We start from the raw sequence: 19,734 nt of genomic DNA on the forward strand, positions 1-19,734 counted from the left end.
GGCAAAAAGCAATTCTTCCGCTCCGCTGAGAGCGGTTGCGTTTTTGCGGGGAATATAAGAGGAGTATGAAAAAGACAGAGACCTACTTATATTTACAAATAGGAGCAGAGGAGTCATATCATGGATTTGAAGAAATTAACGTTAGTTGCTGTTTTGGCCATATCTCAGGCCGCCTCGGCAGTGCCGGCTTTTGCTGAATCTGTCAATAGTACCTCAGGTAATACCAATGCAGTAGGAGCAGCTGCCACATCCGCGACGGATGTAATGCCAGAAGCTACTGACCCATTACCGCCAATGCCAACTGAGGTACCAGGGGGAGTCGTATCACCTACACCAACTCCAACTCCAATCCCTGGGGCAACAGCTGAACCGACGACAACAACTGAACCGACAACAACATCCGAACCTACAGCAACAACTGCACCAACTGCTACACCACTCCCAAGTGCAACACCTGAAACCACTACACAACCTACACCAACGGATGGTGTTCGTGCTGCAGCTAGTAATCAGCTTGTACTTATGATGAACAGCAACAAAATGTACCAAAACGGCGTTGAGTATTTGGCTAATCAGCCAATGGCCGTGAAGAATGGCGTCTCATACGTTTCGATCCGAGCTATGGTAGAACGCGTAGGTGTGAAATACATTTACGATTATAAAACGAAAGAGACCATTGTTACCAAAGGAAGCGACGTAATGCGCTTTAAAACGGACAGTAAGATCTATTCCGTTAATGGTAAAAATGTGACGATGAAAGGTCCAGCTTACCAAACTAATGGTACATTCATGGTTCCTTTGACGTCCATCACCGGGGCATTAGGCATTCCTTATACCGTTGATAATGTGCAAAAACGAGTAATTCTTACGTTGAACACGAAGCCAAAAGCTTCTTTTACAGTGCCAACTGAAATTTATGCTGGTGATCCTGTGAATTTTGTAACTTCCAGCTCTTCACCGAATGGTACGGCCATTGTCGATGAACGCTGGGAAGGAAATAAGCAAGATATCTATGATACACCAGGATTTTATGTAGTATCCTATTCCGTTATGGATGCGAATGGACAGTGGAGTGATCCTTACTCTGTGACCATCAACGTACTAAAACCAAATACACCGCCAGTCGCTAATTTCACGACAGACAAAGATTCTTACAAGATGGGTGAAATGATCACTTATTCGGATCTAAGCAGCGACCCAGACGGTGATCCAATTGAAGTGACTTGGACGAACAAAGCAGAAGCTTTCTTTACACCAGGTCCAGCAACAGTCGCTATTCAAGTTAAAGATTCACATGGCGCAATCAGCACTTTTGAGAAAACCATTAATATTTCAGATGAAATCTTGTACAGTAAAGAAGATTTCTATAGATTATTCGGTGCTCCGGGTAGCGTATTTAACATCGACGGATCGATGGTTCCAACTTGGCAGAAGGTAGCCTATAATCTTTCTTCTGAGCCATATAACCTTATTCGCAGTAATAGTCCAGAAACAGTGAATACGGAAGGGATCACGTATAAAGAAACATCATTCGGCGGAACTCGCTTTTTGGTCCACCACAAGAATAATATGAATATTAAAACGAAAGTGTATGTGATTGCTAAGAATAACAATCTGTACCCTACGACAATTACAACAGAGTATGTAGGCTTTGGCGGTCCAAGTTCATTTCCAGAAGGCACTGGTAAAATGTCTGTGGAACGTTACTGGAAGTCTATGATTACTAGGGAACATTATAAGACAACGGTCCTTCAACCAGGAGAAAGCGTATCGATTCTTACGGACCTAAACAAAATTGCAATGAAACCAGGCGAGATTGTATCCCTCCAAGCGGATTTATTTAGCGATTATCCTATTGAATATAATGTCATGATGATCGAAGCGAATAAAGATCCTCTAACTACACTTCCTACACTTCCAATATTGGATCGTGATGGGGTGCATAACCGAGGAACTTATGCTGATTCTACACGCATCATCACGGTTACCGACGAAGTAGGAACAACTCCTGCGAGACTTCTTCTCGGTGACAATTCGAGTGATTTGAATTTGACCGGTGTAGACCCAATGAATGGTACTGAAGCATCCAATGCAGGTAATTTTGGTGTGTTATACAAAATCAAATTCGACCGTGTTGCACCTAATTCATTGATTACGTTTAATCCACGTGGCGGTAATTACATGGGACCAGTCATGGTTAATGGTCAAATCGTACAAATGCCGAATTCAGGAAGTCTCTCTAGTGCTGACATGAACAGTGTGATTTATCGTACTGGCGATTATGGCGGCTCCGTGGAGATTTTGTTCACAGCAGCTTCTGGTAGTAACTTGCCGGTGAATTTCCTGGTTACACCGCTGCCAGCGAAGAAATAACAAAATGGGTCCATCCATTAAGTTATTTGGGATTCACCTGAAATAAAAGTCCGGCTGAATATTCCGCAAAGGAATACTCAGCTGGACTTTTTGTATTTATATGTATGATTTTACTCTGATGAGCGCTCATACGCTTGGTTGTTTCATTGACGGGGCATTTATTTTGGGGCATTATTAAGAGAGTGAAATATAAATGAACTGAAATGTTATGGGAGATGAGCGTATGCTGTCGACAGAACAAATATTAGAGGTCATGTCGGGGCAAGGTCTGCGAATCACCGACCAACGCAAAACGCTTGCCAAGTTATTCGGCGAGAATAAGGGTTATTTGTCAGCGAAGGATGTCTATGAGCATATGGGCCGCAAGTATAGCGGACTTAGCTTTGATACCGTGTACCGCAATCTGCGTGTAATGGAAGAGCTTGGTGTACTTGAACAAATCGTCTTTGAAGACGGAGTGAAATTCAAGGGAAGCTGTAATCATCAGGATCACCATCATCATATGATCTGCCTTCAATGCGAGAAAACCTACCCGATTAATTTCTGCCCGATGAATTTAACGGATACTCCTGATCAATTCCGGGTAGTCAAGCATAAATTTGAGGTGTTCGGTTATTGCAAGGAATGTGAAGAGAACCGGGAAGAAGAACTAGTCGCAGCAGCTAATCGCAAAAAAGGGGTCTAAGAATGGCGACCCTTCGTAGAACGATCCAGGCTCCCATTCGGGTGTACCGCAAGTACATTTCCCCGATTAAGCCTGCCACTTGTCGCTTCTATCCAACCTGCTCTGCCTATGCACTAGAAGCTATTGAAGTCCATGGTCCACTTAAAGGTTCATGGCTTGCTGCCAAGCGGATTGCTAGATGCCATCCCTTCAATCCAGGGGGACTTGATCCGGTTCCGCCTCTTGAAGAACACCCCACGAAGAAGGATTCTGCTCGCGCGACTTGACACGAGCCATTGCCATTGGGTATATTCACAGGTAATAGTATGAATTCCGAGGAACGGATGAGTAAATCGGTACGCCCATTACAGAGAGCCGGAACGAGCTGAAAGCCGGTATGGAGCGTTAGATTGAATATGGTCCGGGAGGAACTGTGTTCGAGCGGGAACTGCAATTGAGGTTCACGTAAGATAACGGCGTGTTCCAGCGTTAATGGACAGTTCCCGAGAGGGAACTGGCGAAGCCTGATCTCTGTGAAGAGACAGGAAATTTGGGTGGTATCGCGTGAGTTATACTCTCGCCCCATTAAAGGGGCGGGAGTTTTTTGTCTTTTTATGAAAGAAAGGATGATTAATCAATGAGCGAAAAGAAAACTTTTTACTTAACTACACCTATCTACTATCCGAGTGATAAGCTGCATATCGGACATGCTTATTCTACCGTAGCTGGAGATGCAATGGCCCGCTACAAACGTCTACGCGGCTATGATGTAAGGTATCTTACAGGTACAGACGAGCATGGTCAAAAGATTGAACGGAAGGCAGAGGAAGCAGGTAAAACCCCTCAGCAGTTCGTAGATGACATCGTTGTTGGCATTAAGGAATTATGGCGCAAGCTAGACATCTCCAATGATGACTTCATCCGTACAACGGAAGAGCGTCATAAAAAGGTTGTTCAGGATATTTTTGATCGACTGCTCAAGCAAGGTGACATCTATAAAGGCGAATATGAAGGCTGGTACAGTATTCCGGATGAAACCTTCTATACAGAAACACAATTGGTTGATATCGTTCGAGATGACAATGGCGTAATCATTGGTGCAAAAAGCCCTGATAGCGGTCATCCGGTTGAACTGGTGAAGGAAGCGAGTTATTTCTTCCGGATGAGTAAATATGCAGATCGATTGCTGCAATTTTATGAGGAGAATCCGGAGTTTATTTTGCCGGAATCCCGTAAAAACGAAATGATCAACAACTTTATCAAGCCTGGTCTGGAGGATCTTGCGGTTTCCCGTACGACTTTCGATTGGGGTGTTAAGGTTAAAGGCGATGAAAAGCATGTAGTGTACGTATGGATCGATGCATTGACAAATTACATTACTGCTTTGGGTTACGGTTCCGAGGATTGTAGTCTGTACGATAATTTCTGGCCTGCTGATGTGCATATTGTCGGCAAAGAAATCGTCCGTTTCCATACGATTTACTGGCCGATCATTCTAATGGCGCTGGGTGAGCCTCTTCCGAAAAAGGTATTTGCTCATGGCTGGCTGCTCATGAAGGATGGCAAAATGTCAAAATCCAAAGGGAACGTAGTAGATCCAGTTACATTAATTGATCGTTACGGCCTGGATGCACTTCGTTATTACCTGCTACGGGAAGTACCGTTTGGTTCGGATGGTACATTCACACCGGAAAGCTTTGTAGATCGGGTTAACTATGATCTTGCTAATGACCTTGGTAACCTGTTGAACCGGACAGGTGCGATGGTAGAGAAGTATTTCGGTGGAGAGCTTCCAGCGTATGAAGGAAATGTAACAGCATTTGATGGTGAGCTTCAAGCTGCGGCAGAGAATACTTATGCCAAAGTAGAAGAAGCGATGGAAAAAATGGAGTTCTCCGTAGCGCTAACAGCGATCGGGATCTTTATCAGCCGCACCAATAAATATATTGATGAGACACAGCCTTGGGTGCTTGCTAAGGATGAGAGCAGAACAGCTGAGTTGGCTTCCGTAATGAGACATCTTGTGGAAGGTCTTCGCACCGCTTCCATTCTACTGCAGCCGTTCTTGACGCAAACCCCAGCGAAAATTTGGGAACAGCTTGGCATCGAAGTTGGTGAATTAACGACATGGGACAGCGGCAAGACCTTTGGTCTGATTCCGGCAGGAACAAAGCTGGTGAAAGGCAATCCAATCTTTCCACGCCTGGATGTGGAGCAAGAGGTAGCTTATATCGCCGAAGCCATGGGCGCTGGTAAACCGGCTGCTGAAGCGACCGAAGCAGCACCTGCGGCTCCTGCGGTATCCGAGCCTGAGGAAGAGCATAAAGAAGAGATCGGCATCGACGATTTCGCCAAGGCTGAGCTTCGGGTAGCTCAGGTCATTGCAGCTGAGCCTGTGAAGAAAGCGGACAAGCTGCTGAAGCTGCAGCTGGATCTAGGTTATGAGCAGCGTCAAGTCGTTTCTGGTATCGCGAAGTTTTACACACCGGAAGAGCTGGTAGGCCAAAAAGTGATTTGTATTGTGAACCTGAAGCCAGTGAAACTGCGCGGAGAATTGTCCCAAGGGATGATTTTAGCGGCTTCTAAAGGTGATCAGTTAACCATCGCCACAGTTCCAGATAGCATGCCAAATGGAGCTATTGTGAAGTAAGATTCGTTATGTAGAATCTATATATGTAATTGTTATATATGAAAGGGAATGCTCCTTCAGCCAGCTAGGCTGTGGGAACATTCCTTTTTTCAACGTATAAGAAGGGATAAAATTCAGAATCATCTTATTAGGATTTATTGTTGACTTATCGTAATGATTACTATTATACTTCTAATAGTAAAGATTACGATTTGAGAGGGAGATCAATTTAATGGTTGCTATGAAGTCACGAATAAGTCTGCTTATACTTGCATTGGTGCTTGTATTTACACTCACTGCATGTGGACCTAAGAGCAGTGGAAGTATAGTTGAAGGGAAAGTAAATGTTGTAACTACTTTTTATCCTATTTATGAGTTTACTCGGGAAATTGGTGGAGATGATATAAATGCTATTAATCTTCTTCCGGTTGGTGTAGAGCCGCATGATTGGACACCACGCAGTCAGGATATTGTCAATACCTCCAAAGCGCAATTGTTCTTGTACAATGGAGCAGGGCTTGAGGGATGGGTTCCTAATTTTCTAAAAGGACTTGATAGCAGCAGTAAAGTGGAAGCTGTTGAAGTAAGTAAAGGTGTTGATTTAATAATGACCGATGAAGATGACGGACATGACCATGGGGGAAGCGGCGAAGAGGATCATCACGAAGATGATGCTGATCATAATAGCCATTCTTCTGAGGATAGCCTTCATACGGACCCACATACCTGGGTAAGTCCGAAATCAGCGATCATCATGGCGCGCAATATAAAAGAAAGCCTTCAATCTGTGGACCCTGAGCATAAAGATGCTTATGAAGAGCGTTACAATAAGCTTGCTGAACGTTTACAGGCTTTGGATAGTAAATTTGAACAGGAGCTTACCAAGCTGCCTAACCACAAAATTGTAGTTTCGCACCAAGCTTTTGCCTATCTTGCCCGTGACTATAAGCTTGAGCAGCATGCGATTATGGGATTATCCCCAGACGCTGAGCCGCGTGGACAGGATTTAGTAAACCTGGCGAAGATGGTTAAAGAGGAGAAGATTCAATACATCTTTTTTGAAGAGCTTGTCTCCGATAAACTGGCTAAGACGTTAGCGGCTGAAGCTGGTGTGTCTACTATGGTTCTTAATCCGGTAGAGGGTCTTACTGCGGAGCAAGAAAAGAACGGGGATAACTACTTCACCTTGATGGAGAAAAATTTGCAAAATCTGATTATGGCTTTACAATAAAAAGGAAAGTATAAGGAAAAGGCGGTGCTAAAGCATGCAATCGGTATCCTTGGACTGCCATCAGCATATCATCGATATACAGGATCTTTCTTTTTCATATGGTGAACAGAAGGTGATCTCGAATCTTAACTATAGTGTAAGAGAACGAGACTTCCTTGGTATCATTGGTTCTAATGGCGCTGGTAAAACAACACTGATGAAGATGATCGTCGGTTTGCTTCCGGCAAGCAGTGGTGAAATCAAACTATTTGGAACGCCTGTCCGCAAGTTTAAAGACTGGGAACGGATAGGTTATGTTCCACAAAAGAACGCCTTCAACCCGCTGTTTCCAGCAACGGTGCGTGAAGTAGTGCTATCTGGTTTGTACAACAACAAGAATCTTATTCGAAGAGTATCTAAGGCTCAGCATCGTCAGTGCGAAGATGCACTTGAAGTAATGCGGATACAGGATATTGCGGAGAAAAGAGTAGGCCAGCTGTCAGGCGGTCAGCAGCAGCGTGTATTTCTAGCACGTGCGTTGATCAACCATCCGGATCTGCTGATTTTGGATGAGCCTACAGTCGGTATTGATGCTGAATCACAAGCAGGATTCTTTGAATTAATTACACATATGCATGCCCATCATCATATGACATTCCTAATGGTGTCGCATGATATTGACATGATTAAGAATTACTTAGGGAATGAACCTGTGCAAACGAACGGTAAGATTAACTTTTTCTCCCGTCATTCTCATGATTTGCAGAATTGTACAGAGGAGAACCTGCAGCACACGCTCTCTTAGGTCATAGTTAAACTCTGGTAGAAAAAGGGAACCCTCGATTATTGGGGGCGTACATAGAGCATCGGATATGTTCAGTAGCCCCACCTCCTACGCCAGTTGCACTTGACGGATGTCCAGAGGGCAGAGCCCTTGGGGCCCTCCCAAGGAAGGGAGGGTTTGGGAGGGATCGAAAAAAAGATTTTAATAAAAGATTTTAAAAATGTTTCAATTGTTCTACGAAGGAGAGTTAAAGTTGGAAATTCTATTTAGCGATTTTTTTCAGCGAGCGCTTGCGGGCGGTCTTCTGATTGGCATTACAGCGCCGCTTATAGGCGTTTTTCTTGTGCTCAGACGTTTATCTATGATTGGGGATACGCTGGCTCATGTTACGATAGCCGGTGTGGCACTTGGTTTTTTGACAGGATTTTACCCGCTGGGAGCAGGTCTTATTTTTGCAGTGGTGGCTTCCTTCGCTATAGAGAAGCTGCGCAAGGCTTATAAGAGTTATGCAGAGCTCTCGATAGCCATAATTATGTCGGGCGGAGTGGCTTTAGCCTCACTCTTTTTCACTTTAGGAAAAGGTTATAATGCAGATGTTATGAGTTACTTGTTCGGTAGCATTTATACGCTAGACAATACCGATTTAATCGTAGTAGGGATCGTAACGATAGCAGTTGTAGTAGTAGTATCTCTGTTCTTTAAGGAGTTCTTCTTACTTAGCTTTGAAGAGGATGCTGCGAGTGTCAGCGGACTCCCAGTGAAGCTGCTTAACATGTTGATTACCATTCTGACGGCGCTTGTAATCAGTACTGCGATTAAAATTGTTGGATCTTTGCTGGTATCAGCTCTACTGACCATTCCTGTGGCCATCAGCTTATTGTTATCTCGAAGCTTTAAATCCTCAGTCATTCTATCCGTCATCATTTCGGAAATTGCTGTTGTAGGCGGACTAGTGGTTGCAGGAGTTTGGAATCTGGCGCCTGGTGCAACCATTGTGCTTTTACTCATATCACTATTAGTGTTGACTTTGATTGGTAAAAAGGGTTTGCCAGCATAAACAGCGAATAAAATATAGGGTATGCCCTGAAGTGACTCGAATGCTGGAAGGAGAGCCGCTACCTTGTCTAATATCAATGCAGGAATAGCCTTAGCAGCAGGGGTAGCATCATTTATATCACCCTGCTGCTTACCGCTTTATCCCTCTTATTTATCGTATATTACCGGATTATCCGTTCAGCAATTGAAGTCAGGCAGCAATACCAAAGAGGTCCGTATACGCACAATAACCCATACATTGGCATTTATTTTAGGTTTTTCAGCGGTTTTTTACACCTTGGGATTTGGTGCAGGACTATTTGGACAATTTTTTAATGGACAGCGTGATCTGATCCGGCAATTATCGGCGATTTTGATTATTGTGATGGGATTATTTTTGCTTGGGATCTTTCAGCCGCAATTTCTACTTCGCGAACGTAAGCTTGATTTAAAATGGAAGCCGGCGGGTTATGTGGGATCCTTTATTTTTGGGATCGGTTTTTCAGCGGGCTGGTCTCCATGTATTGGACCGATTCTGACTGCGATTATCGCACTTTCTGCAAGTGAGCCTGGCACGTGGTTTACGTTAATTACGGCTTATAGCATAGGGTTCGCATTGCCATTCTTTGTCTTAGCCTTCTTTCTTGGGGGAGCCAGACGTATCCTTAAATATTCAAATGTGCTGATGAAGATTGGTGGCGTTCTCATGGTATTTATGGGCGTTCTGCTCTTTACAGATCAAATGTTTCGGATCACAGTTTGGCTACAGGGAATCACACCAGATTGGCTCATTTTTTAAGTGAAATAATCAATTCCTGCTTCTGGAAAATGTTCGAATATCCGCTCTGTGATAAACTCTCGCAGGGCGGTTTGCTGTTCATCTGGATAAACATATTTATTTTGTCCCCAGCGTCCCCATTTCTTCTTACGCTTCTCCATGTCCATTTCTAGCTTGGATTTGGGGTAGCGCTTCTCTATAACCGTCTTTGCGGTTTTGGTGAATCGATGCTGAATCATTTCGAAGGTTAGTCCTTTTCCGATTTCAGGGGGAAGGGTCTGGGCTAACTTGGCCAGTAGCTCAGCATAACCTTCTTGCCAGCCGTCATACCAAATAATTGGAGCAATGATAAAGCCAAGTGGATAACCCGCCCGTGCTACCTTTCCAGCGGCTTCAATACGCTCCTCAAAGCGGGAGGTGGCAGGCTCGAAATTTTTGATTACATAATCTGCGTTGACGCTGAAGCGAACTCGGGTATGTCCGTTATGCTCCAAAGCAAGCAGTGGTTCAACATGTTGGTATTTGGTCACAAAGCGCAGGCGGCCAAGGGGTTCTTTTGCCATAAATGTAATTAGTTCTGCCAGAGAGCCGGTAATATGCTCAAGTCCTAAAGGATCTGATGTGCAGGCAGCTTCAAAAGTGGTGATTTCTGGATTGCGCTCCTCAATATATTTTTTGGCAGCATCTATAATGTCACCTGTGTTTACATATACGCGAATGTAGGGCTTTGCCCCTAAGGTAGTCTGCAAATAGCAATAATGGCAGTGCCCCATACAGCCGGTGGCAATGGGAATAGCATAATCAGCCGATGGCTTTGATTGGTCAAATTTCAAAGTTTTGCGTAGGCCGACAACAAGCGTTCTTTTGGCAATTTTATATTGCTCGACCTCCGTTTCACCAGGAAAATTCATAATCCGATTATGTGATGTGGTCATACGATAGGGGATATCGTTAGCTTTTACCCATTCCATTATTTTTTCACCTTTAGGGTAATTTAAAGCATTCGGTTCGAAGAAAACAAGTTCTGGAAGAAAAAGTGCAGTAGGTTTTCTGGGTCTTTTTAAAGTAGAGGGCTCTGGCGTCACTATAGTCATAAATTCACGCTCCTTTTGAATGACGAGTATGTTTATTATGTCTAACTCAGCCCCAATAGAAGCATGGCAAACATGTGCAACTCATCTGTAAGTTCCTTTGAAGGACTTGCCAAGGTGCGTTAGAAACATGTATCATTGTTAGAGCAAGGTTTGGCCCGGCGCCATGCTCATTATAGAAAAGAGGTAAAGTTTAATGCCAACACCCAGCATGGAGGATTATTTGGAGCGCATATACAAGCTCATAGATGAGAAAGGTTATGCGCGGGTCTCGGATATTGCCGAGGGACTGGAAGTACACCCCTCCTCTGTGACCAAGATGATCCAAAAACTGGATAAGGACGAATATCTCATCTATGAGAAATATCGTGGGCTTGTCCTAACCAACAAAGGGAAAAAAGTAGGAAAACGTCTGGTTGATCGCCATCAACTATTGGAGGAATTCCTCGGATTGATCGGAGTACAGCAGGAATACATTTATAATGATGTTGAAGGAATCGAGCATCACTTAAGTTGGGATTCGATTACGCGTATTGAAACATTGGTAGAATATTTCCGCCGCGACGAAGAACGTGTACAGACTTTATATGCGATTCACAACGAACTGACAAGCGATTCTTGAAATGTTTTTCCCGAAACGGATACTGTCCTAAAAGTTATGCGCAGCAAGGCTTTCGTGAGCATAATCAGTGGATAGTATAGCCGTTTCTATTTTGTTTAGTGCAACCTTTCCCAGTTTTTAGCGTCAAAACGGATACAGTCCTTTTAAAAATATAAGAGAGTATGAGTTTTATTCGGTACTTCTTATATTTTTTGCAGAGACAGATACCCCCTTTTTAGAAGGAGGCATTCTCTCATCTGCTTGAAGGATTTATCCGTTTTTTCTTATTTTTTGGATACATATTTTTTAGATTTGGGGAGGAATTATGAATTATCGTAAATGGATGTTGAGTTTGTTAGTACTTATGTTGTTTCTGCCTTTATGGTCTCCTGGTGCACGCGCGGCAGCGGTGCAAATTACGATTGAACTGGATGGAGAGGCGCTGGTTAGTGATGTGCCTCCGTATATCACAACTTCCAATGTAACGATGGTGCCAATAAGTGTGATCAGTAAAGGATTAAATGCCGGCGTAGTATGGAATCAAAATAGTAAGACTGTAACGATCACTCAAGGAGATACGATTCTCAAGCTGACCAGTGGCCTGAAAAACGCATGGGTAAACGATACTTCGGTAGCGCTGGATACATCCGTGCAGATTAAGCAGGGGCGGGTAATGGTACCCATTCGTTTTGTAAGTGAGCAATTGGGACTGCAGGTGTTATGGGATCAGGTTAATAAGCATATTTCCTTGATCTCCAACACTGAACCACCACAATCTGTCGATCCAGAAAAACCAACGACACCAACGACACCAACAGTGCCGACGTTACCGACTATCCCTGGTGGATCGACTGGTAAGGAGATGAAGGGGGCTTGGATCTCTACCGTATTCAACCTGGACTGGCCTTCAACGTCTTCGGCAGGAAATGAAGCGAAACAAAAGCAGGAGTTTGATAATTTGTTAGACAAGCTAAAGGCTGTTGGCTTTAATGCTGTATTTGTTCAGGTTAGACCTTCAGCAGATAGTCTGTATCCATCGACTTTAGTTCCTTGGTCTAAGGTATTGACGGGTACACAAGGGAAGAATCCGGGATATGATCCTCTAAGCTATATGGTCAGTGCTGCGCATTCCCGCGGCATGCAGTTTCATGCTTGGTTCAACCCATTCCGTGCAACGACGGATGCTTCCATCTCAGCGTTAGCAAGTAACCATGTGGCAAAAGCACATCCAGAATGGATTGTGAATGCCGATGGTAAGAAATACATTAATCCAGGTATTCCGGAGGCTCGCCAACATATCATCGACACGGTGATGGAAGTGGTTAAAGGTTACGATATTGATGGTGTCCATTTGGATGATTACTTTTATCCTTCAAATGTTACTTTTGCCGATGATGCTGCTTATTCTACCTATAATACGAAAAAGCTTTCTAAAGCTGATTGGCGCCGAGATAATATTAATGAATTTGTCCGTCAGTTGGGAGAACAAATTCATAAGGTGAAGCCAAAGGCTTCTTATGGAATCAGTCCTTTTGGAGTATGGCGAAATATTAAAAATGATAGTACAGGTTCGGACACGACTGCAGGGGTATCTGCTTATGACAGCATGTATGCGGATGTTCGGACATGGATTAAGCAGGGCTGGATTGATTATGTCGCTCCGCAAATTTATTGGAGTTTGTCCTTTAGCACAGCTCGTTATGACAAGTTAGTAGATTGGTGGGTAAAAGAAGTCGAGAATACGAATGTTAAACTCTACATCGGGTTAGCTGGTTATAAGGTCGGAGCCAGTGATCAAAAGGCTGAATGGCAAAGTGGAGATCAAATTATTAATCAGCTCAAATATAATGAGAAGTACGAAGAGGTTGCAGGTAGTATTATGTTTAGAGCGAATGACGTCGTAGTCCGCAATCCGTTCGGATTGTCGAGCTTACTGACCTTTTATTTTAAATCCTAATAGTTTAGCTGTTATTCATAAGGAGTCATGAATGTTCCCCTGTGCTCATAGATAAGCAATAGAATCTATGGGAAACGGGGGATTTTTGTGTATGGAGATTAACGCAGTATTTGAAGGAGGAGGCGTAAAGGGGATTTCTCTTGCGGGAGCAGTTGAAGCTACAGAAAGGGCAGGCTGGACTTTTAAAAGGGTAGCAGGAACCTCCTCAGGTTCGATTGTAGCCACTTTACTAGCAGCGGGCTATGAAGGGGAGGAAATGTGTCGGATAATCCAAGGAACATCCTTTTCATCGTTTCTGAAGCGAGGTCCCATTTATAATACGGCTATCGTTGGTCCTGCGCTGCGAGTGTTATTGAAGAAAGGATTATATTCTGGAGAAGCCTTGGAGTCCTGGATAAGAGCATTATTACTGAAAAAGGGGATCATCACCTTCCGTGATCTGCCTGCCGGTAAATTATCTATCATCGCATCCGATATCACAAATGGAAGGATATTGGTCTTGCCAGATGGCTTGGAGCAGTATGGGATCTCTCCGGAGCATTTTGAAGTGGCCAAGGCAGTGCGAATGAGCTGCAGCATTCCTTATTTTTTTGATCCTGTGATGTTAAGACTAAACGGGCAGGCAGCAAGAGGGAAATCCTTTGCCGAGCAGTTTGTGTATGTTGTAGATGGTGGGCTCTTGAGTAACTTTCCTTTGTGGCTATTTGACAGCAAGAATAATGGGAGCAAACAACCTGGGAGCAGAATTCCTACGGTAGGTTATCAAACGGTAGGTAAGACCGATCCACAGCCGCATAAAATTAGAGGGCCATTCAGTATGCTCCAAGCTATGGTAACCACCATGCTCTCTGCTCATGATGAGAAGTTTATTGAAGGGGATAAATTTGTTCGTACGGTAAAAATTCCTACGCTTGGGATTGGGACGACTCAATTTGAAATTACAAAAGCGCAAAGCGATGAAATGTATGCTGCTGGACTTAAAGCAGGAGAAGATTTCTTTAAGGAGTGGCGACCAAGATAACGAACATGATAATAACCATATGAGAAAAAAGCATCCCGCACGTTACTTAAAACGTGGAGATGCTTTTTGGAGTTCTTATGAAGTTAGTGATACTTCGGAAGCTGATCGTCATTTTTCCCTTTACTTCCTTCGATCACTTGGAAAGGATAGCTTTTGCGTTTGCCTGGTGCAGCTTGAGTCTTGCGAATTCCTGCTACCTTTGACATGGTTTTCTGGGAAGGCTTCACTTTAACCTTAGATCCACTGCTGCTACGAGCGTATTTGCCTGGTCCCATTTTTTTGTAAGCATAATAAATGATTGCTAACAGTACTAGGGGGAGAATCAGCTTCGACAGCGTAAAGAAGGGCTCAGTCAAGACTCCAATCACAAAACCGAAAATCGCAAGCGTAACCGTAATCCAAAAAATTAAAGCATGCCTGATCATAGATCACTCATCCTTTCGCAGGATCCAATATGCCGCCTGACACACTTGCCTCCGAATATCCTCTTGCTTCAATCGCAGCATCAAGCTCACGCATACGGTTAAAAGAGGCAATAGATACTTCTACCTGATCGTCTTTTGGCTCTTTGGTTGTAAGGAGTTGCAGCCACAATCCAGGGTAACCCAGATATTTAAGGCCTGGTACTTCTCTTACCGCATTGGTTCCCTTTAGAACTTCGAACGATACACCAATTACGACTGGCAACAAGATAATCCGTTGGATCACTCGTTCCCAAAGATTATCCCATGGGACTACGGAGTAAATGATCACACCGAGGATAATCGTCAGCATCATAAAGCTACTTCCACAGCGGTAATGCAGACGGCTGTATTTCTGAACGTTCTGAACAGTCAGTTCTTCGCCTGCTTCAAAAGCGCTGATGACTTTATGTTCGGCGCCGTGATACTGGAACAGTCGCTTGATCACAGGTGTTTGAGAAATCGCCCATAAATAGACCAGCAAGAGAATCATTTTGATGCCGCCTTCTATGAGGTTGTGCAGTACGTAGTTATCAAATACATTTTTAAATAAAAAATCCTCTACAAATACCGGAACAAGCGTAAAAATGAGCTTTCCGAACAAGAAGGAGAGAATACCCATTACAGCAACCCCAAAAATCATTCCAAGGCTCCAGCCCTCATCCTTTTTCTTCGGCTTCGCTTCTTCCTTCTCGATATCTTCCGGTTCCAATTCATCTTCAGCGTAGGATTCGGCTGAATAGTTCAAGTGCTTAGAGCCTTTAGCGCTGGCATCTATTATACTGACAAGGCCGCGAAGCAGCGGAATCTTGCGCAGTTTCGTGACCCAGCTCTTATCGCTTTTGGGTACTTCTAAAAATGTGATTTCCTGATTCTTGCGTCGTACGGCTGTTACATTGATATGCTTACCGCCGAACATGACGCCTTCAATGACGGCTTGGCCGCCGTAACTGGGAGTTTCCTGGGACAACCAATTCACCTTCTCGTATTTAATATGATTTATATAATACATTGTAACTAATTTTTGAAGACATTACTAGTTGGATCGCCTTTTGCTGTACATACTATCTTCTAGAGAGAACGAGAGATAAATCGGCATTGAAAATAAAGAAAGCGAGGCAATTTCATGAGCAAATCTCATCAACAACAATCGGGGCATACAAATATTTGGCTTTTTGCACTCGAATTAGGTTTTTTTGCAGGATTAATTTGGGGTGGGCTTCATTGGCTAGTCTATTGGTTCAGTTTTACCAAAGTCAGCCCTGGCTTTATCGCAGAGCCTTTTTTCAGACATGCGTTTTTGACAACAGCATTTGGACATTTCGTGGGATATATGATGTTTATTGTATTTTCGGTCATCGCCTCCATGCTGTATGTACTGCTTCTCCGCAAGCTGAAGGGACCTTGGCCAGGCCTGGTCTACGGCGTTTTATGGTGGGCGATTATATTTATTCCTGGTTCGCAGATGTTTCTTATGCAGCCCCCATTCAAGCTGCCGTGGAACACTGTCATTAGTGAGTTCTGCATTTTTCTGCTATGGGGAATGTTCATTGGATATACAGCAGCGATCGAGTATACGGACGAACGGAAGCGTGAGCAAAGTACAGCGCTTGCCTAACGGCGCGAAAAAACTTCTCAAGGGGATATCCCTATGTTAAAATACAATGTGGCTATTTCGAGAGGAGAATGAAAATGGGTAACAAGCGTGTCTCCAAGCTGCGTAAGGTTTTGCAGGATCAAGGATTGGATGCAATGTTGATAACTAGCGGTTATAACCGCCGCTATTTAAGTGGATTTACCGGATCGTCCGGTTATGTACTGGTGACAAGTGATGATTGTTATCTGCTGACTGACTTCAGGTATATGACACAGGCCGCGGACCAAGCAATGGGGGTTAAAGTTGTAGAACATACAACTAAGTTCATTGATACAGTTCGCGAGCTTCTGCCTTCTGGTAAAGAGGTACGTATCGGTTTCGAACAGGATGATGTTTCATTCAGCGCGTACACCTCATATGCAGAAGCACTTAAGCCGGCAGTGTTAGTTCCAATTTCCAAAGCTGTGGAAGACCTTCGTATGTTCAAGGATGAGGAAGAGCTTGCCGTTATGCAACGTGCAGCAGATCTGGCCGATGCTACATTCAGTCATATTCTGAACGTGATCAAGCCGGGCATGACTGAGCGCGATGTTGATTTGGAAATGGAATTTTATATGCGTACCCATGGTGCAACTTCTTCATCGTTTGATACGATTGTTGCTTCAGGTGAACGCTCGTCCATGCCACACGGCGTAGCAAGCAGCCGTGTAATTCAAGGCAATGAATTCATTACCCTTGATTTCGGTGCATTACTTGATGGCTATTGCTCAGATGTGACAAGAACTATCGCACTCGGAGCACCGGATCCGAAGCTGAAAGAGATCTATGATATTGTGCTGGAAGCTCAGCTACATACTTTAGCACATATCAAGCCGGGTATGACTGGACGGGAATGTGATGCCTTGGCACGTGATATCATTGCTAGCTACGGATATGGTGAACAATTTGGACACAGCACAGGCCATGGACTTGGAATGGAAGTTCATGAGTGGCCGCGTTTGTCCAAACTTAGCGACGATATTATGCAGCCGGGGATGGTAGTAACTGTGGAGCCTGGTATTTATTTGCCGGGAATTGGCGGAGTACGTATTGAAGACGACATTGTGATCACGGAGAGCGGAATATCACTGCTGACCCATTCGTCTAAAGAATATACAGTACTGTAAGTAAGTGTGAAGTATTAGATTGATTATAAATTTTGGAGGGATTTTTAGTGATTTCAGTAAATGATTTTAAAACAGGTTTGACCGTAGAGGTAGAGGGAGATATTTTTACCGTTATTGATTTCCAACACGTTAAGCCAGGTAAAGGCGCAGCATTTGTTCGTTCCAAGCTTAAGAACTTGCGTAACGGTAATACAGTAGAGCGTACATTCCGTGCAGGTGAAACGATTGGCCGTGCTATTATCGAAAACCGTGGTGTACAATATCTCTATGCCAGTGGATCGGACCACGTTTTCATGGATAACGAAACTTATGACCAATTCGAATTGTCCGAAAAGCAATTGGAATGGGAATTGAATTTCCTTAAAGAGAACATGACTGTAAACATCGTTAGTTACAAAGGTGAGATTCTTGGGATCAACCTTCCTACCAGCGTAGAGTTGAAGGTTGTTGAAACTGAGCCTGGCGTTAAAGGAAACACTGCTCAAGGTGCTACGAAATCGGCCAAGCTTGAAACCGGACATAGTGTTCAGGTTCCATTGTTCATCAACGAGGAAGACATCTTGCTGGTTGATACTCGTGAAGGTAAATATATCTCCCGCGCGTAGGAAACAGAACAATAACCTAGATATTACCAGAAGAGCCTCCCCGTTTATACGGTGGAGGTTTTTTTATGAACAGTAACGGATAAAGATGCTATGGAAACCTACATTAAAATACTGGAAGTTGAGTAAAATAAGCACAGCTGAAGGGCAGATGCTGACCTTATCTTTTTTTTCACAGCGGGGAAATTTAATAAATTTTTTATGAAACCATTAACGCAAGGCACTGTTTTCGTATTATACTGATTTAAAGCGGGAAACCGATTAGAAGCAACTACATAGACCGATATGGGGAGTGAATGGGACTTTGTCACTTTATGTTATGAAATTCGGAGGCAGCTCCGTCGGCGACACTGAACGAATGAAACGCGTCGCCAAGCGCATCGCAGACAAGCAAGATGAGGGACATCGCTGCGTTGTGGTTGTATCTGCAATGGGGGATACAACAGATGATTTGATCGATACGGCGAAGCAACTAAACGGGCAGCCGCCCGCACGTGAAATGGATATGTTGATGACGACAGGTGAACAAATCTCCGTCGCTCTATTGTCCATTGCCCTGCATGGGATCGGGCGGAATGCAGTTTCTTATACAGGATGGCAGGCTGGATTCCGAACAGACGAAACTCACGGCAGAGCTCGTATCAATGAAATTGACCCGCGTCGTGTATTAGCGTCTTTGGAGCGTGAACAGATCGTGATCGTTGCAGGCTTTCAGGGAATGACTGTGGACGGTGAGATCACCACATTAGGCCGCGGTGGTTCGGACACAACAGCCGTAGCATTGGCTGCTGCTATTCAAGCAGATGTATGCGAGATCTATACCGATGTAGATGGTATCTACTCCACAGACCCGCGTATTGTGAAGACGGCACGTAAGCTGAAGGAAATCTCTTACGATGAAATGCTGGAACTTGCCAATCTGGGAGCAGCTGTATTACATCCACGTGCAGTGGAGTACGCTAAGCGTCATCAAGTTAAGCTGGTCGTTAGATCGAGCTTTAATCATAATGAAGGTACCGTTGTGAAGGAGGAAATAAGCATGGAGCAGGGAATCGTAGTAAGTGGTATTGCATTTGATAAGAATGTAGCACGTGTCAGTATTCTTGGAGTTCCTGATGTACCAGGTGTACTCGCTCAGGTCTTCGGCAAGCTTGCTGAAGAGGGCGTTAACGTAGATATCATCGTACAAAGTGGTGTACAGAATGAGCAGGCTGACTTCTCATTTACAGTTTCTCTTGATGAACTGGATCGGGCGAAGGAAGTAATTAAAGAAATTCATAAAACTTTGCCTTATCGTGAAGTTACCTCCGAGGATAACCTGGTGAAGGTATCCATCGTTGGTGCTGGTATGGTCAGCCATCCAGGGGTAGCGGCTCAAATGTTTGATGTACTCTCCCAAGAGGGTGTAAGCATCAAGATGGTCAGCACTTCTGAGATCAAAGTATCTTGCGTCATTGAATCAGGCAATTTGCCATCAATCATACAGGCGCTTCATACCGCCTACAATCTTGATACAACTGAGCAGGCTTTCGTCGGAGGTCCTAAAGATCGCCGATAAGAGCTGCTGGGGAAATAAAAAGGGATGTTTACAGCTAAATGGCTGTAAGCATCTTTTTTTATTGTTTAGGAAATTATACAATACAAAAAATGTGGATAACTCCGAAGAAAGAGGAAGGAGGGGTGAACGTGAAGAAGCAGGAGACATGGAATAAACGAGGAGTCCTCCGTCAGATTCTAAAAACCGAGCGGACCTTATATCCTCCGA

Annotated in this window: 18 protein-coding genes; 15 read left to right on the plus strand and 3 right to left on the minus strand. The window is 44.0% G+C overall.

What is annotated here, in order from left to right; translation table 11 throughout:
* Positions 1-120: 120 nt before the first annotated feature.
* The 8 genes from NSQ29_RS04605 to NSQ29_RS04640 all read left to right on the plus strand — a co-directional run bounded on the left by NSQ29_RS04605 (position 121) and on the right by NSQ29_RS04640 (position 9,494).
* Positions 121-2,373: a copper amine oxidase N-terminal domain-containing protein gene (locus NSQ29_RS04605; protein WP_042190505.1), complete on the plus strand. Its 2,253-nt coding sequence runs from the start codon at positions 121-123 to the stop codon at positions 2,371-2,373.
* A gap of 223 nt (positions 2,374-2,596) precedes the next feature.
* Positions 2,597-3,058 carry a Fur family transcriptional regulator gene (locus tag NSQ29_RS04610; RefSeq protein ID WP_042190503.1) on the plus strand — a complete coding sequence of 154 codons (462 nt, stop codon included), beginning with the start codon at positions 2,597-2,599 and terminating at the stop codon, positions 3,056-3,058.
* Between the two features lie 2 nt (positions 3,059-3,060).
* The gene (yidD, locus tag NSQ29_RS04615; RefSeq protein WP_042190501.1) at positions 3,061-3,324 is read left to right on the plus strand and encodes a membrane protein insertion efficiency factor YidD; all 264 of its coding nucleotides are present in this window, start codon (positions 3,061-3,063) and stop codon (positions 3,322-3,324) included.
* A 350-nt stretch (positions 3,325-3,674) separates the two neighbouring features.
* Positions 3,675-5,687, plus strand: coding sequence for a methionine--tRNA ligase (gene metG / locus NSQ29_RS04620; protein WP_341124468.1), 2,013 nt, complete (start codon positions 3,675-3,677; stop codon positions 5,685-5,687).
* A 220-nt stretch (positions 5,688-5,907) separates the two neighbouring features.
* Positions 5,908-6,897, plus strand: a complete 990-nt coding sequence (locus NSQ29_RS04625) for a metal ABC transporter solute-binding protein, Zn/Mn family (protein WP_341124469.1) — start codon at positions 5,908-5,910, stop codon at positions 6,895-6,897.
* A gap of 34 nt (positions 6,898-6,931) precedes the next feature.
* Positions 6,932-7,681 carry a metal ABC transporter ATP-binding protein gene (locus NSQ29_RS04630; RefSeq protein ID WP_042190495.1) on the plus strand — a complete coding sequence of 250 codons (750 nt, stop codon included), beginning with the start codon at positions 6,932-6,934 and terminating at the stop codon, positions 7,679-7,681.
* A gap of 232 nt (positions 7,682-7,913) precedes the next feature.
* A complete protein-coding gene (locus tag NSQ29_RS04635) occupies positions 7,914-8,717 on the plus strand; it encodes a metal ABC transporter permease (RefSeq protein ID WP_042194307.1) in 804 nt (267 codons plus the stop codon).
* Positions 8,718-8,780: 63 nt separating this feature from the next.
* Positions 8,781-9,494 carry a cytochrome c biogenesis CcdA family protein gene (locus NSQ29_RS04640; protein ID WP_042129852.1) on the plus strand — a complete coding sequence of 238 codons (714 nt, stop codon included), beginning with the start codon at positions 8,781-8,783 and terminating at the stop codon, positions 9,492-9,494.
* Here the strand turns inward: NSQ29_RS04640 and splB are convergent.
* Complete coding sequence (gene splB / locus NSQ29_RS04645; protein ID WP_341124470.1) at positions 9,491-10,567, minus strand: spore photoproduct lyase; 1,077 nt, start codon at positions 10,565-10,567, stop codon at positions 9,491-9,493. The two genes, NSQ29_RS04640 and splB, sit on opposite strands and share 4 nt — an antisense overlap.
* A gap of 193 nt (positions 10,568-10,760) precedes the next feature.
* Here splB and mntR point away from each other — a divergent pair, with 193 nt between their 5' ends.
* The 3 genes from mntR (at position 10,761) to NSQ29_RS04660 (ending at position 14,143) form a co-directional block, all read left to right on the plus strand.
* A complete protein-coding gene (gene mntR / locus NSQ29_RS04650; RefSeq protein ID WP_042190488.1) occupies positions 10,761-11,186 on the plus strand; it encodes a transcriptional regulator MntR in 426 nt (141 codons plus the stop codon).
* Positions 11,187-11,490: 304 nt separating this feature from the next.
* Positions 11,491-13,122 carry a family 10 glycosylhydrolase gene (locus NSQ29_RS04655; RefSeq protein WP_341124471.1) on the plus strand — a complete coding sequence of 544 codons (1,632 nt, stop codon included), beginning with the start codon at positions 11,491-11,493 and terminating at the stop codon, positions 13,120-13,122.
* A 91-nt stretch (positions 13,123-13,213) separates the two neighbouring features.
* Positions 13,214-14,143: a patatin-like phospholipase family protein gene (locus NSQ29_RS04660; protein WP_341124472.1), complete on the plus strand. Its 930-nt coding sequence runs from the start codon at positions 13,214-13,216 to the stop codon at positions 14,141-14,143.
* Between the two features lie 83 nt (positions 14,144-14,226).
* Here NSQ29_RS04660 and NSQ29_RS04665 read toward each other — a convergent pair whose 3' ends face one another.
* Positions 14,227-14,568: a hypothetical protein gene (locus NSQ29_RS04665; protein WP_042190481.1), complete on the minus strand. Its 342-nt coding sequence runs from the start codon at positions 14,566-14,568 to the stop codon at positions 14,227-14,229.
* Between the two features lie 7 nt (positions 14,569-14,575).
* Positions 14,576-15,616 (minus strand): DUF1385 domain-containing protein, encoded by a 1,041-nt coding sequence (locus NSQ29_RS04670; protein ID WP_445739155.1) that lies wholly within the window; start codon positions 15,614-15,616, stop codon positions 14,576-14,578.
* A 114-nt stretch (positions 15,617-15,730) separates the two neighbouring features.
* On the opposite strand from NSQ29_RS04670, the gene NSQ29_RS04675 reads away from it, so the two are divergent.
* From NSQ29_RS04675 to NSQ29_RS04690, 4 genes are all read left to right on the plus strand, one after another.
* Positions 15,731-16,222, plus strand: a complete 492-nt coding sequence (locus tag NSQ29_RS04675; protein ID WP_076284474.1) for a YqhR family membrane protein — start codon at positions 15,731-15,733, stop codon at positions 16,220-16,222.
* 74 nt (positions 16,223-16,296) lie between these two features.
* Positions 16,297-17,367 carry a M24 family metallopeptidase gene (locus tag NSQ29_RS04680; RefSeq protein WP_076300855.1) on the plus strand — a complete coding sequence of 357 codons (1,071 nt, stop codon included), beginning with the start codon at positions 16,297-16,299 and terminating at the stop codon, positions 17,365-17,367.
* A 47-nt stretch (positions 17,368-17,414) separates the two neighbouring features.
* Positions 17,415-17,972: an elongation factor P gene (efp, locus tag NSQ29_RS04685; RefSeq protein ID WP_042190473.1), complete on the plus strand. Its 558-nt coding sequence runs from the start codon at positions 17,415-17,417 to the stop codon at positions 17,970-17,972.
* 301 nt (positions 17,973-18,273) lie between these two features.
* Complete coding sequence (locus NSQ29_RS04690) at positions 18,274-19,527, plus strand: aspartate kinase (RefSeq protein ID WP_341126732.1); 1,254 nt, start codon at positions 18,274-18,276, stop codon at positions 19,525-19,527.
* Positions 19,528-19,734 lie beyond the last annotated feature (207 nt).

It is taken from the genome of Paenibacillus sp. FSL F4-0236 (assembly GCF_038000135.1).
In the GTDB taxonomy this organism is placed as follows: Bacteria; Bacillota; Bacilli; order Paenibacillales; family Paenibacillaceae; genus Paenibacillus_AQ.

What these genes read in the sequence shown, in the direction of transcription:
- NSQ29_RS04680 (WP_076300855.1), top strand. Translation starts at nt 16,297, where the DNA reads ATGGGTAACAAGCGTGTCTCCAAGCTGCGTAAGGTTTTGCAGGATCAA.
- NSQ29_RS04630 (WP_042190495.1), top strand. Translation starts at nt 6,932, where the DNA reads ATGCAATCGGTATCCTTGGACTGCCATCAGCATATCATCGATATACAG.
- NSQ29_RS04625 (WP_341124469.1), top strand. Translation starts at nt 5,908, where the DNA reads ATGAAGTCACGAATAAGTCTGCTTATACTTGCATTGGTGCTTGTATTT.
- NSQ29_RS04610 (WP_042190503.1), top strand. Translation starts at nt 2,597, where the DNA reads ATGCTGTCGACAGAACAAATATTAGAGGTCATGTCGGGGCAAGGTCTG.
- NSQ29_RS04675 (WP_076284474.1), top strand. Translation starts at nt 15,731, where the DNA reads ATGAGCAAATCTCATCAACAACAATCGGGGCATACAAATATTTGGCTT.
- NSQ29_RS04665 (WP_042190481.1), bottom strand. Translation starts at nt 14,568, where the DNA reads ATGATCAGGCATGCTTTAATTTTTTGGATTACGGTTACGCTTGCGATT.
- NSQ29_RS04655 (WP_341124471.1), top strand. Translation starts at nt 11,491, where the DNA reads ATGAATTATCGTAAATGGATGTTGAGTTTGTTAGTACTTATGTTGTTT.
- NSQ29_RS04670 (WP_445739155.1), bottom strand. Translation starts at nt 15,616, where the DNA reads ATGTATTATATAAATCATATTAAATACGAGAAGGTGAATTGGTTGTCC.
- yidD (WP_042190501.1), top strand. Translation starts at nt 3,061, where the DNA reads ATGGCGACCCTTCGTAGAACGATCCAGGCTCCCATTCGGGTGTACCGC.
- metG (WP_341124468.1), top strand. Translation starts at nt 3,675, where the DNA reads ATGAGCGAAAAGAAAACTTTTTACTTAACTACACCTATCTACTATCCG.
- NSQ29_RS04660 (WP_341124472.1), top strand. Translation starts at nt 13,214, where the DNA reads ATGGAGATTAACGCAGTATTTGAAGGAGGAGGCGTAAAGGGGATTTCT.
- NSQ29_RS04605 (WP_042190505.1), top strand. Translation starts at nt 121, where the DNA reads ATGGATTTGAAGAAATTAACGTTAGTTGCTGTTTTGGCCATATCTCAG.
- splB (WP_341124470.1), bottom strand. Translation starts at nt 10,567, where the DNA reads ATGACTATAGTGACGCCAGAGCCCTCTACTTTAAAAAGACCCAGAAAA.
- mntR (WP_042190488.1), top strand. Translation starts at nt 10,761, where the DNA reads ATGCCAACACCCAGCATGGAGGATTATTTGGAGCGCATATACAAGCTC.